The sequence below is a fragment of the Caulobacter sp. AVps16 genome (assembly GCF_058681455.1).
In genome coordinates this window covers 3,262,200-3,276,844 of the sequence record NZ_CM178739.1, presented here as the reverse complement: position 1 = coordinate 3,276,844, position 14,645 = coordinate 3,262,200, and the positions used below count along the sequence as shown (strand labels likewise).

Annotated in this window: 13 protein-coding genes and 1 other RNA gene; 8 read left to right on the top strand and 6 right to left on the bottom strand. The window is 67.1% G+C overall.

The genetic code is table 11. From position 1 onward, the window contains the following. The first annotated feature begins 81 nt into the window (after positions 1 to 81). Together ACW17U_RS15755 and ACW17U_RS15750 are read left to right on the top strand one after the other, a co-directional pair. The gene (locus ACW17U_RS15755) at positions 82 to 1,122 is read left to right on the top strand and encodes a ribonucleotide-diphosphate reductase subunit beta (protein WP_492053675.1); all 1,041 of its coding nucleotides are present in this window, start codon (positions 82 to 84) and stop codon (positions 1,120 to 1,122) included. Positions 1,123 to 1,226: 104 nt separating this feature from the next. Beyond that, positions 1,227 to 2,099, top strand: a complete 873-nt coding sequence (locus ACW17U_RS15750; RefSeq protein ID WP_492053673.1) for a 2-dehydropantoate 2-reductase — start codon at positions 1,227 to 1,229, stop codon at positions 2,097 to 2,099. A 117-nt stretch (positions 2,100 to 2,216) separates the two neighbouring features. Here ACW17U_RS15750 and ACW17U_RS15745 read toward each other — a convergent pair whose 3' ends face one another. The 3 genes from ACW17U_RS15745 to ACW17U_RS15735 all read right to left on the bottom strand — a co-directional run bounded on the left by ACW17U_RS15745 (position 2,217) and on the right by ACW17U_RS15735 (position 4,447). Continuing rightward, on the bottom strand, positions 2,217 to 2,633 hold the full coding sequence (locus ACW17U_RS15745) for a DUF6491 family protein (RefSeq protein WP_492053672.1): 417 nt from the start codon (positions 2,631 to 2,633) through the stop codon (positions 2,217 to 2,219). 70 nt (positions 2,634 to 2,703) lie between these two features. After that, entirely contained in the window at positions 2,704 to 3,171 is a 468-nt protein-coding gene (locus ACW17U_RS15740) for a hypothetical protein (protein ID WP_492053671.1), read from the bottom strand. A gap of 7 nt (positions 3,172 to 3,178) precedes the next feature. Next, on the bottom strand, positions 3,179 to 4,447 hold the full coding sequence (locus ACW17U_RS15735) for a dicarboxylate/amino acid:cation symporter (protein ID WP_492053670.1): 1,269 nt from the start codon (positions 4,445 to 4,447) through the stop codon (positions 3,179 to 3,181). A gap of 463 nt (positions 4,448 to 4,910) precedes the next feature. Between ACW17U_RS15735 and ACW17U_RS15730 the strand changes: the two genes are divergently transcribed. Beyond that, a complete protein-coding gene (locus ACW17U_RS15730) occupies positions 4,911 to 6,365 on the top strand; it encodes an AMP nucleosidase (protein ID WP_492053668.1) in 1,455 nt (484 codons plus the stop codon). A 135-nt stretch (positions 6,366 to 6,500) separates the two neighbouring features. On the opposite strand, the gene nudC is transcribed toward ACW17U_RS15730, so the two are convergent. Then, a complete protein-coding gene (nudC, locus tag ACW17U_RS15725) occupies positions 6,501 to 7,442 on the bottom strand; it encodes an NAD(+) diphosphatase (RefSeq protein WP_062143102.1) in 942 nt (313 codons plus the stop codon). Positions 7,443 to 7,529: 87 nt separating this feature from the next. Between nudC and ffs the strand changes: the two genes are divergently transcribed. The 4 genes from ffs to recR all read left to right on the top strand — a co-directional run bounded on the left by ffs (position 7,530) and on the right by recR (position 10,664). Next, positions 7,530 to 7,620, top strand: an RNA gene (ffs, locus tag ACW17U_RS15720) — signal recognition particle sRNA small type. A gap of 86 nt (positions 7,621 to 7,706) precedes the next feature. Further along, positions 7,707 to 9,527: a DNA polymerase III subunit gamma/tau gene (locus tag ACW17U_RS15715; protein ID WP_492053665.1), complete on the top strand. Its 1,821-nt coding sequence runs from the start codon at positions 7,707 to 7,709 to the stop codon at positions 9,525 to 9,527. Between the two features lie 76 nt (positions 9,528 to 9,603). Next, positions 9,604 to 9,933: a YbaB/EbfC family nucleoid-associated protein gene (locus tag ACW17U_RS15710; RefSeq protein WP_062143107.1), complete on the top strand. Its 330-nt coding sequence runs from the start codon at positions 9,604 to 9,606 to the stop codon at positions 9,931 to 9,933. 125 nt (positions 9,934 to 10,058) lie between these two features. Continuing rightward, entirely contained in the window at positions 10,059 to 10,664 is a 606-nt protein-coding gene (recR, locus tag ACW17U_RS15705) for a recombination mediator RecR (RefSeq protein WP_492053663.1), read from the top strand. A gap of 3 nt (positions 10,665 to 10,667) precedes the next feature. Here the strand turns inward: recR and ACW17U_RS15700 are convergent, their stop codons facing one another. After that, the gene (locus tag ACW17U_RS15700; RefSeq protein WP_492053661.1) at positions 10,668 to 10,817 is read right to left on the bottom strand and encodes a hypothetical protein; all 150 of its coding nucleotides are present in this window, start codon (positions 10,815 to 10,817) and stop codon (positions 10,668 to 10,670) included. Between the two features lie 340 nt (positions 10,818 to 11,157). Between ACW17U_RS15700 and ACW17U_RS15695 the strand changes: the two genes are divergently transcribed. Then, positions 11,158 to 13,041 (top strand): peptide MFS transporter, encoded by a 1,884-nt coding sequence (locus tag ACW17U_RS15695; protein ID WP_062143112.1) that lies wholly within the window; start codon positions 11,158 to 11,160, stop codon positions 13,039 to 13,041. 105 nt (positions 13,042 to 13,146) lie between these two features. Here ACW17U_RS15695 and tldD read toward each other — a convergent pair whose 3' ends face one another. Further along, positions 13,147 to 14,592 (bottom strand): metalloprotease TldD, encoded by a 1,446-nt coding sequence (tldD, locus tag ACW17U_RS15690; RefSeq protein WP_492053659.1) that lies wholly within the window; start codon positions 14,590 to 14,592, stop codon positions 13,147 to 13,149. Between the last annotated feature and the right edge of the window lie 53 nt (positions 14,593 to 14,645).

Below are 14,645 nucleotides of genomic sequence, written 5' to 3'. Positions count from 1 at the left end.
GATGAACCTGTTGGCTGCGGTACGAAGAGAGCCTAACTCGTCCGTCCGATTCGTGTCCGCCCGTCCCTGGAGCCGCTGCCGATGTCCGCCAAGCTTATCACCCTTCCTGGCCTCCTGACGCCCTCGGCAGCCTACAAGCCCTTCCGTTATCCGTGGGCTCACGAGTTCTGGAAGAAGCAGCAGCAGGTCCACTGGATGCCCGAAGAGGTGCCGCTGGGCGAGGACCTCAAGGACTGGGCCGTCAAGCTCAATGACAAGGAACGGAACCTGCTGACGCAGATCTTCCGCTTCTTCACCCAGGCCGATATCGAGGTCGCCGACAACTACATGGAACGCTACGGCCGGGTCTTCAAACCCACCGAAGTGAAGATGATGCTGTCGTCGTTCGCCAATATGGAGACCATCCATATTGCGGCCTACGCCCTGCTGCTCGAGACCATCGGCATGCCGGAAAGCGAGTTCGGGGCCTTCCTCGAATATGAGGCCATGCGCGACAAGCACGACTTCATGCAGAAGTTCGGCGTCGAGACCAATGCCGACATCGCCCGCACCCTGGCCATGTTCGGTGGCTTCACCGAGGGCCTGCAGCTGTTCGCCAGCTTCGCGATGCTGATGAACTTCCCGCGCTTCAACAAGATGAAGGGCATGGGCCAGATCGTCTCGTGGTCGATCCGCGACGAGAGCCTGCACTGCGAAGGCATCATCAAGCTCTACCACGCCTTCAACGCCGAGACCGGCGCGGTGACCAAGGCCGTGGCCGACGACATCGTCGACTGCTGCAAGACCGTGGTGGCCCTGGAGGACAAGTTCATCGACCTGGCCTTCGAGGCCGGCGAGGTCCAGGGCATGACCCCGGAAGACATCAAGAGCTATATCCGCTTCATCGCCGACTGGCGCCTGCGCCAGCTGCAGCTGCCGGAAGTCTACGGCATCAAGGAAAACCCGCTGCCCTGGCTACAGAGCCTGCTCAGCGGTGTTGAGCACGCCAACTTCTTCGAAGCCCGCGCCACGGAGTATTCCAAGGCCGCGACCCGTGGCCAGTGGCACGGCGGCGAGGGCGTCTGGTCCAGCTTCGACCAGCTGATGGCCAAGCGCGCGGAGCATTCGCTCCCGGCGGAATGATCTGACGAGCCTTCTCCCCCTGCGGGAGAAGAGCCTGCCCCGGCGAAGGTCGGGGCGACCCTCTCCCGCAACGGGAGAGGGCTTTGTTTTGACGGGAGGTCTCCATGACCAGCCTTGCCCTGATCGGCCCCGGTGCGGTCGGCGGTACGGTGGCCGCCTGGCTGGCCCAGAACCCGGCCCTGTCAGTGACGGTCTGCGCGCGGACGCCGTTCGAGGGGCTGGAGATCGAGACGCCCGGCGGCCTGATTTCGGCCAGTCCCGTCGTGCTGACCGATCCGGCAGCGGCCCATCCTGTCGACTGGGTGCTCATCGCCACCAAGACCTATGACACCGCCTCGGCCGAGGCCTGGCTGGACGCCCTGGTCGGTCCGGAGACCCGGCTGATGGTGCTGCGCAACGGGGTTGAGCATGTCGCGCCGTTCCTGGCGCGCCTGCCGGCGGCCCGCATTGTCCCGGCGGTGGTCGACATTCCCGCCGAGCGCCGCGCCCCGGGCCGGATCCTGCAGCGCCGCGATGGTTCGATCCTGACGCCCGATGACGCGGCCGGCCGGGACGCCGCCGCCCTCTTTGCCCATACCCCCATCGCCGTCTCGACAACGCCGGATTTCACCACGGCGGCCTGGACCAAGCTGGCCCTCAACTGCGCGGGGGCGGTCAATGCCCTGATCCTCAAGCCCTCGGGCGTGGCCCATGACGAGGGGGTGGCCGAGGTCATGCGCACCCTGGTGGCCGAGTGCGTGGCCGTGGGCCGGGCCGAAGGCGCTGACCTGGGCGATGACCTGGCGGATGCGGTCGTGGCCGGCTATCGCGCCGCGGCCCCGGACGGGATCAATTCCCTGCATGCCGACCGCCTGGCCGGCCGGCCTATGGAGCTGGACGCCCGTAACGGGGTGATCGTCCGGCGCGGAGCCGCCCATGGCATTGCCACCCCGGCCAATGCCATGGTTGTGGCCCTGATCCTGGCGGCTGCGGCCTAGAGCGTTTTCCGATAGGTGTGAAACGGTTATCGGATCGAAAAACGCTCCAAACTTTTGATCTAGAGCCCTCGTCCTTCGACACGCTCAGGACGAGGTATTTGCGTCCGGAGGTCGGGCCTAGGGCCTGTCCTTCTTGGGGATCGCGGCGATTTCCTCGGGCGTCAGCTTGGTGATGGTCTTGGCGCGGATCGGCATGTCGATGCCGAAGCCGTCCGAGACGCGCAGGTCCAGGTCGATCGGTGTGCAGATCCGGTCGCTGCCGCGCACGACGCTGACCAGATGGGTGCCCGGCGAGCGCAGCTGGTTGGAGCCGTGGGCCAGGTCGAGACGATAGACGTCCCTGTTGCGGATCTTCATGTAGAGCACGTCGCGGCTGGGCGAGCTCCAGCCATGCCAGTCCGACAGCGAGAAACAGGGCGGGCGGGGCTTGGCGGCGGGGGCCTGGGCCTGGGCCTGGGCTGCGCCGGCGACAGCAGAGACGAGGGCGAAGCCGGCCACGGCCGCGGTCCGCGCAAGGAAGGTGAGCTTGGTCATCGATCCTGTCCTTATGGCCCCCTGGTGCCAGATTGGTCCGGTGCGCGCGCAAGTCAATGGCGCGCCGGCCTCAGGGCTTGGCGCGGCGACGCTGGTGACGGCCGGGAAGGTGGGTCTCGCCGATGGCGGCCTGAGCCGCCGCGTCCAGCTGTTGCAGGCTGGAGACCGGCAGGCTGATGGAAAATCCGGGTGACAACAGGATCCGGGCGTCCAGATCGCCGACCTGGCAGATCTGGGCCGGTTCATGGCTGACCAGGGCCAGATGGGCGGCCGGCGAGCGGATATGCCGGACCGGATGGCTCAGATCGATGCGGTAATAGTCGGTCAGGCGCACGCGCAGCAGAAGGGTTTGATCGCCGAGGGCGGACCAGTCGCGGACCTCGCGGCTGTCGAAACAGGCGCGTTCGGCGGCCTGGCCCGGTCCGGCCTGCAAGGCGAGGGCGGCGATCCCGAGCAGTCCGGCGATCAGGCGGCGCGACAGGGGCAGAGCTCCGGCGGGAGGGAGCTCCGCAAGGGGTGAACCTCTCCCGCCGTCCATGAAGGCATCAGGCCTTGGCGGCCTTCGCGGCCTTGGCCTCGTCTTCGGGCATGTCGTCCAGCTCGCCCTCCCACTTGGCGACCACGGCGGCGGCGACGCTGTTGCCGACGACATTGGTGGCCGAGCGGCCCATGTCGAGCAGGTGGTCAACGCCGAGGACGAGGGCGATCCAGGCTTCCGGCAGGCCGAAATAGGTCAGGGTGGCCATGATCACGACCAGCGAGGCGCGCGGCACGCCGGCAATCCCCTTGGAGGTCACCATCAGCAGCAGCAGCATGAAGATCTGCTGCTCGACGGTCAGATGCACGCCATGGGCCTGCATGATGAACATGGTGGCAAAGGTGCAATAGAGCATCGAGCCGTCGAGATTGAACGAATAGCCCAGGGGCAGGACGAACGAGACGATCCGGCGGCGCACGCCCACCTTGGGCAGGCTGTCGAGAATGCGCGGATAGGCGGCTTCCGAAGAGGCCGTCGAGAAGGCCAGCAGGACCGGGTCGCGGATCACGCCGAACAGCGGGAAGACCCGCTTGCCCAGCACCACGGCCGCAGCGATGAACAGCAGGGCCCAGAGCACGCCCATGGTGGCATAGAAGCCGAGGACAAACTTGCCGTAGGTGGCCAGCATGCCCAGGCCCTGGGTGGCGATGGTCGAGGCCAGGGCCGCGAAGATGGCCAGGGGGGCCAGCTTCATGACGAAGCCCGTGACCTTCAGCATGATCTGGGCGGCCTGTTCGACCAGTTCCAGAACCTGCGGGGCCTTGTCGTCCAGGGCCGCCACGGCGGTACCCACGAACAGCGAGAAGACCACGATCTGCAGGATCTCGTTCTTGGCCATGGCGTCGAAGATCGAGGTCGGCACCAGGTGGGTGATGAAGCCCTTCAGGGTGAAGGCGTCGGTGCTGGCGGCGGTTTTGGTGCCGGCCACGTCCATATGCGCCATGTTCAGGCCCGCGCCGGGATCCAGCAGGTGAACCATCAGCAGGCCGAGAAGCAGCGACACAGCCGAGGCCCCGATGAACCAGGTCATGGTCTTGGCACCGATCCGGCCCACGGCGGCGGCGTCTTCCATATGGGCAACGCCGGCCACCAGGGTCGTGAAGACCAGGGGCGCAATGATCATCTTGATCAGGCGCAGGAAGATGTCGGTGATCATCGACAGGTTGTCGGCCGCGGCCTTGGCACCGGCCGGATCGAGGTACTGGTTGCAGACCCAGCCCACGGAGACCCCGAGGATCATCGATGCGATGATCAGAAAGGCAAAACGCTTGTTCATGACACTCCCCTGGGCCGCCCCCGGCATTAGCAGTCTTTTTGGCCCTGACCGATCCGACGAAGCACGGGCATGAACCCGCCATGGCCGGCCCTGATCTTGAGCCTGTCTGCCCTTGTGGCCGACAGGCGCGGGTTCGTCCATGCCCTTCGCACGGGAAGTGGCGACCGAACGGCCTAAGGCTGAGCAGCGGTGGGATGTCGCCCGGTGGCGATGCAGGCGGCGGCCAAAGCCGCCTGGCGTTGCGCCCTGGCCAGGCACCCTGCTCCGCGATCCGGACCCCGGGCCGTCCAGGGTGGGGCGAAAATAGCGGGGTTCGGCTGAGGGGCGTCACCCCGGTCAGCCTGTCAGAAAGGAGGCTGGGCCCAGCCCCGCCTCAGACACGGCGCTGCGGCTCAAGTAATAGAATTATTATTTAGCGGGGGCGGCGTCTCGCCAAGGTCACAAAACATCGCTATAAGGCGCCATGTCGAACCAAGAAAAAGCCATCGCTGTCGTCGAACAGCTGAACCAAGAATACGAGCGCGCCGTGGGCGCCCTCCGCACCGCCCTCAAGGCCTATCTCGAAACCGGTGCGCGGCCTGATCCCGCCCAGCGTTTCGACGGGACCTTCGCCTATCCCGAACTGCGGCTGATCTATGATCCCGAGGCCCTGCCGCCCAAGCTGGCCCGCTCCTATGCGCGCGTCAGCCGTCCCGGCGTCTATGCGACCACGGTGACCAAGCCGGCCCAGTTCAGGGACTATCTGGTCGAGCAGTTGACCCTGCTGATGAACGACTTCGACGTCGAGATCGAGGTCGACCGGTCGGGCCAGGAAATCCCCTATCCCTATGTCCTGGATGCCAGCATCGACCTCAACCAGGCCGATGTGCGGTCAGAGGATATTGCCCGCTTCTTCCCGACCACGGACCTGGCCTTCATCGGCGACGAGATCGCTGACGGCGTCTGGGACGCAGCCCTGGAAGAGACCCGGCCCCTGGCCCTGTTCGATGGCCTGCGCACCGATTTCTCCCTGGCCCGTCTGCGGCACTATACCGGGGCCCCGGCCGAGGACGTGCAGCAGTTCATCCTGTTCACCAACTATCACCGCTATGTCGATGAATTCGTCCGCTGGGGCATCGAACAGCTGGGCCAGCCGGGCACGCCCTATACCGGCCTGTCCTGTTCGGGCGGCCTGACCATCACGGCCAATACGGTCAATCCGGAACTGGCGGTGGCCGAGTCGACCTGGCGCAAGCACCAGATGCCGGCCTACCACCTGATGGCGCCGGGCGGCACGGGGATCACCCTGGTCAATATCGGCGTCGGCCCGTCCAACGCCAAGACCATCTGCGACCACCTGGCGGTGCTGCGTCCGCAAGCCTGGCTGATGATCGGCCACTGCGGCGGCCTGCGCGACACCCAGACCATCGGCGACTATGTGCTGGCCCACGCCTATCTGCGCGACGACCATGTGCTGGACGCCGTCCTGCCGCCGGAAATCCCGGTGCCCTCGATCGCCGAGGTGCAGCGCGCCCTCTATGACGCCTCCAAGGCCATCAGCGGCGACAGCGGCGACCAGCTGAAGAAGCGCCTGCGCACCGGCACCGTGGTCACCACCGACGACCGCAACTGGGAGCTCCGCCACAGCCTGTCGGCCCTGCGCTTCAACCAGAGCCGCGCGGTCGCCATCGACATGGAGAGCGCCACCATCGCCGCCCAGGGCTATCGCTTCCGGGTGCCTTACGGGACGCTGCTCTGCGTGTCCGACAAGCCGCTGCACGGCGAGATCAAGCTGCCGGGCCAGGCCAATGCCTTCTATGAGCGGGCGATCAGCCAGCACCTGCAGATCGGCATCCTGACCTGCAAGCTGCTGCTCGAGGAAGGCGCCAACCTGCATTCCCGCAAGCTGCGGGCCTTCGACGAGCCGCCGTTCAGGTAGGGGAATCCGGGGGCCATCACTTGCCCCCACCTGACCTGCTTCGCAGGTCGTCCGCCCCCGGAGGGGGCAGATGAGATCGTCTTCCCCCTCTGGGGGAGGACGGCTGCGAAGCAGCCAGGAGGGGGCGAGTGGCTCCTAAGCCTCCTCCACCCAGGCCTTGATCAGCTGATGGGCGATTGCCAGGGCCGGCGGGGCGAAGGTGCCTTCCAGCTCGCCCCGGATCAGGGCCCCGGCCTCTTCCTTGGTAAACCAGCGCACCTCTTCCAGTTCGGTCTGGTCGGGCCGGGCCTCTGCACTGTCGACCTGGGCGATCAGGCCCATCATCAGGGATGACGGCCAGGGCCAGGGCTGGCTGGAATGGTAGCGCACGCTGGTGGCCGTCAGCCCGGCCTCTTCCATCAGCTCGCGGGCGCAGGCCTCCTCGATGGTCTCGCCCGGCTCGAGGAAGCCCGCCAGGGCCGAGAACATGCCGGCCGGCCACATCGCCTGGCGACCCAGCAGGCACTTGTCCTCATGCACCGCCAGCATGATCGCCACCGGATCGGTGCGCGGGAAATGTTCGGCCTTGCAGGCGGGGCAGACGCGCTTCCAGCCCCCGTCACCGACCTCGGAGGCCTGGCCGCAGGCGCTGCACCAGCGGTGGCGGCGACGCCATTCGAACATCGAGCGGGCCGTGGCCAGTATGCCGGCATCGGCCGGTGGCATCGAGGCGGCGATGCCGCGCAGCTCCTCGAACCGGCCCAGCCCCTGCAGGGGGCCCTCGGCCGGATCGGCCGGGCCGTCCAGATCGACCGCGAACACCGCCAGATCCTTCCAGAGCCCCAGGAACAGCAGCTTCTCGGTCCCGGCCGCCAGTTCCTGGGCCATGTCGGCGCGCAGATAGGCGATCTGGACGCCCGTCGGCTTGCCATCCTCGCCCAGGTTGTCCTCGACCAGGGGCTTGCCGTTCCAGATGGCCACGGCCAGGGAGGCGGGGTCGGCCAGCTTTTCGGCCAGCCAGGCGGCATCGCCGCGCCGCTCGCTGGAACGGTCCAGGGGATTGCCGGCGAAGGTGTTGGTGATGATCGAAAGAGCCATGTCCTGTCTCTAACCCAGCGAGGAAGAGTCGTCACGACGTCGCACGGACTTGCATCGTCGGTCATGAGTCGCGATATAGGCCTCGGAGATCGGTGACGGGCGGAGCCCTCGCCAAACTGGTCAGGGCCGAGAGGCAGCAGCCACAACGAGCCAAGCTTCGGGTCGTCCGCCGGTCTCCACCTTTTCTCCTAAAACTGTCAGCAGATGCCCGCCGCGCGCGCGCGAGCCTTTTGCTGGGCGCTCCGGCGCTCTACACTGACGGCCATGGCCGACCACGACGACCTCCAGACTGATTCCGCACCGCCGTGGGACGATGAACCCGCCGAGCGTGACGAGAACACGGCCGACATTTTCGGCGCGGCCCCGGCTGTGGTCGCCCCGCCGGTGGTCCAGCCCTCGCCGGAGCTGGTCCATGACGACGCCGGCGCGGCCTATACCGTCCTGGCCCGCAAGTACCGGCCGCGCAATTTCGAGGACCTGATCGGCCAGGAGGCCATGGTCCGGACCCTGGCCAATGCCTTTTCCAGCGGCCGTATCGCCCATGCCTTCATGCTGACCGGCGTGCGCGGGGTGGGCAAGACCACGACCGCCCGTCTGCTGGCCCGCGCCCTGAACTACGAGACCGAGACGGTCCACCAGCCCTCGGTCGACCTGACGGTCGACGGCCGTCACTGCAAGTCGATCATCGAAGGCCGGCACATGGACGTGCTGGAGCTGGACGCCGCCAGCCGCACCAAGGTCGACGAGATGCGCGAGCTGCTGGACGGGGTGCGCTACGCCCCGGTCGAGGCGCGCTACAAGGTCTACATCATCGACGAAGTGCACATGCTGTCGACGGCGGCGTTCAACGCCCTGCTGAAGACGCTGGAAGAGCCTCCGCCGCACGCCAAGTTCATCTTCGCCACCACCGAGATCCGCAAGGTGCCGGTGACCATCCTGTCGCGCACCCAGCGCTTTGACCTGCGCCGGGTCGAGCCTGATGTGCTGGTCAAGCACTTCGACCGGATCGCGGCCAAGGAGGGCGCGCGGGTCGATGCCGACGGCCTGGCCCTGATTGCCCGTGCCGCCGAGGGATCGGTGCGCGACGGCCTGTCCCTGCTCGACCAGGCCATTGTCCAGGCCGAGCGCGGCGCGACGGTCTCGGCCGCCGTGGTCCGGGACATGCTGGGCCTGGCCGATCGCGGTCAGACCATCGCTCTGTTCGAGTCCGTGATGGGCGGCAAGCCGGCGGAGGCCCTCGAAGGCTTCCGTGCCCTGTGGGGTTTCGGGGCTGACCCGGCGGTGGTCATGCTCGACCTGCTCGACCATTGCCACGGGGCGGCGGTGGCCAAGGCGCTGGGGCCCGACGCCCTGACCCTGCCCAAGGAACAGGCCGCGCGCCTGGCTGCTATCGGGGCCCATACCTCGGCCGGCACGCTGTCGCGGCTCTGGCAGATGCTGCTCAAGGCCCATGACGAGGTGCGCCGCGCGCCCGACGCCATGGCCGCCGCAGAAATGGCCCTGATCCGGCTGTGCTATGCCGCCGACCTGCCCGGTCCGGAGGAAGCCCTCAAGGCCCTGCGGGACGGCAATGCACCCGGCGGCCTCGGCGGCGGCGGTGGCGGGTCTGCGGGTGGCGGCGGGTCCGGCGGCGGCGTCAGCGCCCAGATGGTCTCCATGGCCTCACCGGCCGCCCAGGCCCTGCCGGTCCTGGCCTCGTTCGACGATGTCCTGGCCCTGATCGCCGCCAAGCGCGACATCGGCCTGAGGCTGGATGTCGAACAGTTCGTGCGCCCGATCAGTTTCCGGCCCGGTGCCATCACCTATGAGCCCGCGCCCGGCGCGCCCGGCAATCTGGCCGGACGTCTGGTTCGCGCGCTGAAGGAATGGACCGGCCAGCCCTGGCTGGTGGCGGCCGAGGGCGGCGGCGGGGCCGAGAGCCTGCTGGAGCGCCAGAAGCGCGAAGACCGCGAGGCCCTGGCCGAAATCAAGGCCGATCCTTTCGTGGCCTCGCTGCTGGCGGCCTTCCCCGGTGCCGAACTGGAGGTTCGCAAGATCCCCGGCCCCAGCCTTGCACCGAGCGAGCCGGACGAACTCGAGGACTAAGAGTCACTGCAAGCGGCACCGGTTTCCCGGTACGGCGTCGCTTCGCTCCTGGACCGGGAATGACGGAATTGACGGCATGAAAGACCTCGGCGGCCTGATGAAGCAGGCTCAGGAGATGCAGCAGAAACTGGCCGATGCCCAGGCGCGCCTGGCCGAGACCCTGGTCGAGGGCACCTCGGGCGGCGGCATGGTCACCGTCACCCTCAAGGGCACGGGCGAACTGGCCCGGGTGGTGCTTGACGAGAGCCTGGTCGAGCCGGGCGAGGGCGAGGTCATTGCCGACCTGATCGTCGCCGCCCATGCCGATGCCAAGAAGAAGCTCGACGCCAAACAGGCCCAGATGATGCAGGAGGCCGCCGGACCCATGGCCGGCATGATGGGCGGTCTGCCGGGCATGAAGTTCTAGGCCAGGGAGCCGCCATCCTCGTCCTTCGACAAGCTCGGGATGAGGATGTCTACTGAGTCAAGAATCGCCCTCATCCTGAGCTCGTCGAAGGACGAGGGCGACACCTCACCTTAGCAAGAGACCTGATGGCCGCCTCCGCCGGACCCGAGATCGAGCGCCTGATCGCCCTGCTGTCCAAGCTGCCGGGGCTGGGGCCGCGGTCTGGCCGGCGGGCGGCCCTGGCCCTGCTCAAGAAGCGCGACACCCTGCTGGCCCCGCTGACGGCGGCCATGGTCGATGCCCAGGCCAAGGTGCGGACCTGCACTGTGTGTGGCTCGCTGGATACCACCGAGCCCTGCGCGGTCTGCAGCGACGAGACCCGCGACGGACGGCTGATCTGCGTCGTCGAGGAGGTTGGCTCGCTGTGGGCCATGGAGCGCGGCGGCCAGTTCAAGGGCCGCTATCATGTGCTGGGCGGTCTGCTTTCGGCCCTGGACGGGATTGGACCCGAGGCGCTGCGGATCGCCGAGTTGCTGGCGCGGGTGACCGGAGGCGAGGTGGCGGAGGTCATCCTGGCCCTGCCGGCCACGGTCGACGGCCAGACCACGGCCCACTATCTGGCGGACCGGCTGGCGGCGGCCTCGAATGTTTCGGTGACGATGCTGGCGCGCGGCGTTCCGGTCGGGGGCGACCTGGACTGGCTGGATGACGGCACGATCGCCCAGGCCCTCAGGGCCCGCCGACCGGCCTGAGGTCTAGAAGAGGGCGCGGAAGGCGAAGGCCAGGCCGACCCAGAAGGCCAGACAAACGCCGATCAGGGCGATGCGGCCCCAGGCCAGGCGCGGAGCGGCGACGCGGGGAGCGGCGGAGACGGACGGCGAATGCTCGACGCTGATATAGGCCATGGCTTCCTCCATGCCCCCGTTCCGGAGGCTTGATGCTTGGGCATCCGACCTCACGCAACGCCCTGATCCTTTAACAAGTCCCTACCGCGCGCACGGCGGGCGGTGCGTCAAACCGTCCCATCCTGGCGGGTTTAGCCGGCGTTCGGCCCCTGATTCACGAGTCGCCCAAATGGAGAAATCCTGTGTGTGGTAAACACGCGTCGAGCGAACCAGGCTCCCAGGCGGCAAGCCGTTGCTTGTTAAACGCATTGTCGCGTGATCTTCTCCCGCCAACTGGGGGAGGCGGGGGCAAAACGACCATGGCGGCTGCTCCGACCCCTTATCACGTCAAGGTTAGTGCATGAATATCGTCATCGCCCTGGGCATACTGGTCACGCTCGTGACCGGCATTCCCGTGCTTATCCAGCTTCTCCGAGAGCATCCCAAAGGACTGCTTATCCTGTTCTTTGCCGAAATGTGGGAGCGTTTCTCCTACTATGGCATGCGCGCCATCCTGATCTTCTATCTGACGCAGCACTTCCTGTTCGATCCCAAGGCCGCTTCGGCCCATTATGGTTCCTACACTTCGCTGGTCTATCTGCTGCCCCTGATCGGCGGCTTCCTGGCCGACAAGTATCTGGGCACCCGCAAGGCAGTGGCGTTCGGCGCGATTCTTCTGGTCGCCGGCCACCTGACCATGGCGATCGAGGGCAAGCCCGCCGTCCAGACCCTGACCTATCAGGGCGCGACCTATGACTTCCAGGCCGAGGGCCGGGGTCAGGAACTGGTCGCCAAGCTGGTGGTCGACGGCAAGCCCTATGACGTGGCCGCCACCAAGGCCGGTGATTTCGAGGTCAAGGGCCTGCCCGCCAATGCCCCCCTGCCCAGCGTCCTGCCCAAGGCGGACTACAAGCTGGACGTCAAGGATCGCGATCCGACCTATCTGAACATCTTCTGGCTAGCCCTGTCGCTGATCATTGTCGGCGTCGGTTTCCTCAAGCCCAATATCTCGACCATCGTCGGCCAGCTCTATCCCCAGGGCGATCCGCGCCGCGACCCGGGCTTCACCCTTTACTATTACGGCATCAATCTCGGCTCGTTCTGGGCCTCGATCCTGTGCGGCCTGCTGGGCGTCACGGTCGGCTGGTGGGCGGGCTTCGGCCTGGCCGGCATCGGCATGCTGGCCGGCTTCATCGTCTTCGTACTGGGCAAGCCCCTGCTGATGGGCAAGGGCGAGCCGCCGGAACCCAAGGTCCTGAAGACCAAGGTGGTGGGCCCGATCGATCGCGAGATGCTGATCTATATCCTGTCGCTGATCGGCGTGGCCGGCGTCTTCTATCTGGTGCAGCGCAACCCCGTGGTCGGTGCGGCCCTGATCGCCGGCATCGTCGCCTCGCTGGGCTATATCGTCTGGTTCATGTTCGCCAAGTGCGGCAAGGAAGAGCGCGAGCGCCTGGCCCTGGCCGTATTCCTGATCTTCGGCGCTGTGGTGTTCTGGACCCTGTTTGAACAGGCCGGGTCGTCGCTCAGCCTGTTTGCGGCCACCAATGTCCAGCTCGACCTGGTCAAGGCACCGGTCCAGTGGTTCGGCGGCGCGGTCACCCTGGCCACGCCTGACCAGCTGGTTGCGGCCGGGATCGACAAGGCCTCGACCTTCTGGGTCAATACCAGCTTCAACGCCCCGCAGACCCAGGCTCTGAACGCCGGCTGGATCCTGATCTTCGCCCCGGTCTTTGCCTTCCTCTGGACTTGGCTGGGCAAGCGCGGCCGGGATCTGAACCCCGTCGTCAAGTTCGGCCTGGCCCTGTTGCAGGTCGGGGCCGGCTTCCTGCTGCTGCAGGTCGGGGCCACCTTCGCCGACGGCGCCTTCCGCATGCCCCTGGTGTTCCTGGTGGTCATGTACATGCTGCACACCACCGGTGAGCTCTGCATGTCGCCGGTCGGCCTGTCGCAGATGACCAAGCTGTCGCCGCCGACCGTCGTGTCCTTCATGATGGCCGTCTGGTTCCTGGCCGTGGCCATCGCCCAGTATGTCGGCGGCATCATCGCCGGCCTGACCACCACCGAGACGGTGGGTGGCCAGGTTCTGGACCCCGCTGCGGCCCTGGCCACCTCGCTGCAGGTGTTCAATGTCATCGGCCTGGTCTCGATCGGCATCGGGATCCTGTTCCTGATCCTGTCGCCCTGGCTCAAGAAGTGGTCGCACGGCTCGGACGACACCGACGCCCCGACGACGGCCCACTAGTCGTCAGGCACCAGAAACGACAAAGGCCCCGGAGCGATCCGGGGCCTTTTTTGGTTGGGGGCTCGAGGGGGGCGGACCCACCCATAGGCCTGTCTTCCCGAGGGCCTAAACCGCCGTACCGCCCACGGTCAGGCCGGTGATCTTCAGGGAGGGCTGGCCGACGCCGACCGGCACGCCCTGGCCGGACTTGCCGCAGACACCGATGCCGGGATCGAAGTCGAAGTCGTGGCCGATCATGGTCACCCGGGTCAGGGCGCTGGGGCCGTCGCCGATCAGGGTGGCCCCCTTGACCGGAGCAGTGATCTTGCCGTCCTCGACCAGATAGGCCTCGGTGCACTGGAAGACGAACTTGCCGTTGGTGATGTCGACCTGGCCGCCGCCGAAATTGGCGCAGTAGAGGCCGCGCTTCATCGAGGCGATCATCTCGGCCGGATCGTCGTTGCCGGCCAGCATGCCGGTATTGGTCATGCGTGGCATCGGCATGTGGGCATAGGACTGGCGGCGGCCGTTGCCGGTGGCCTCCATGCCCATCAATCGGGCGCTCATCCGGTCGTGCATATAACCCACCAGGATACCGTCCTCGATCAGGATGGTGCGTTCGGTCGGGGTGCCTTCGTCGTCGATGGTCAGGGAGCCGCGTCGGCCGGGCAGAGAGCCGTCGTCAAAGACGGTGACGCCCTTGGCCGCGACGCGTTCGCCGATGCGGCCGGAGAAGGCCGAAATGCCCTTGCGGTTGAAATCGCCTTCCAGGCCATGGCCGACGGCTTCGTGCAGCAGCACACCGTTCCAGCCCGACCCCAGGACCACGTCCATCTCGCCGGCCGGGCAGGGGACAGCGTCGAGATTGACCAGGGCCATCCGCAGGGCCTCGTCGACCTGGCCCTGCCACTTGTCGGGGCTGATCCAGGCGGCGAAACCGGCGCGGCCACCGGCCCCGGCCGACCCGCTCTCGCGCTTGCCGTCCTTCTCGACCGTGACCTGGACATTGACCCGGACCAGGGGGCGGACGTCGCGGACCAGCTTGCCGTCGGCGCGGAGGATCTCGACCACCCGCCGTTCGCCGGCCAGTGAGGCCATGACCTGGACGACGCGCGGATCGCGGGCCCGGGCGAAGGCGTCGATTTCCTGTAGCAGGGCAACCTTGTCTGAAAAGGCGGGCGAGGCGAGGGGGTCGTCCTCGCCATACAGCCGTTCATTGGTCGAGCGGGGGCCCTCGGCGCTGACGCCGGCATAGCCGCGCTTGGCCAGGCTGGCCGAGGCGGCGGCCCGGCCGAGGGCGGCCTCGGAGATCTCGGCGGCATGGGCGTAGCCGGCGGTCTCGCCGGCCACGACGCGCAGGCCGAAGCCCTCGCCCGAATCATAGGAGGCACTTTTCAGGCGACCGTCATCAAAAACGAAGGCCTCGCTCTCGGAGCGTTCGAGGAACAGCTCGCCGTCATCGGCCCCGGCCAGGGCCTCGCCCAGGATCCTGCGGGCCTGGTCGGGATCGACGCCGGCGGCGTCGAGCAGGGAAGGGGCGTTGAGAAGCGAGGCGGGGATCGGAGCGTTCATGCCCCTATAGCTAGGCGCTTGCAGCGCTTTCGTCACCCCGCCCCTTTGGTCTT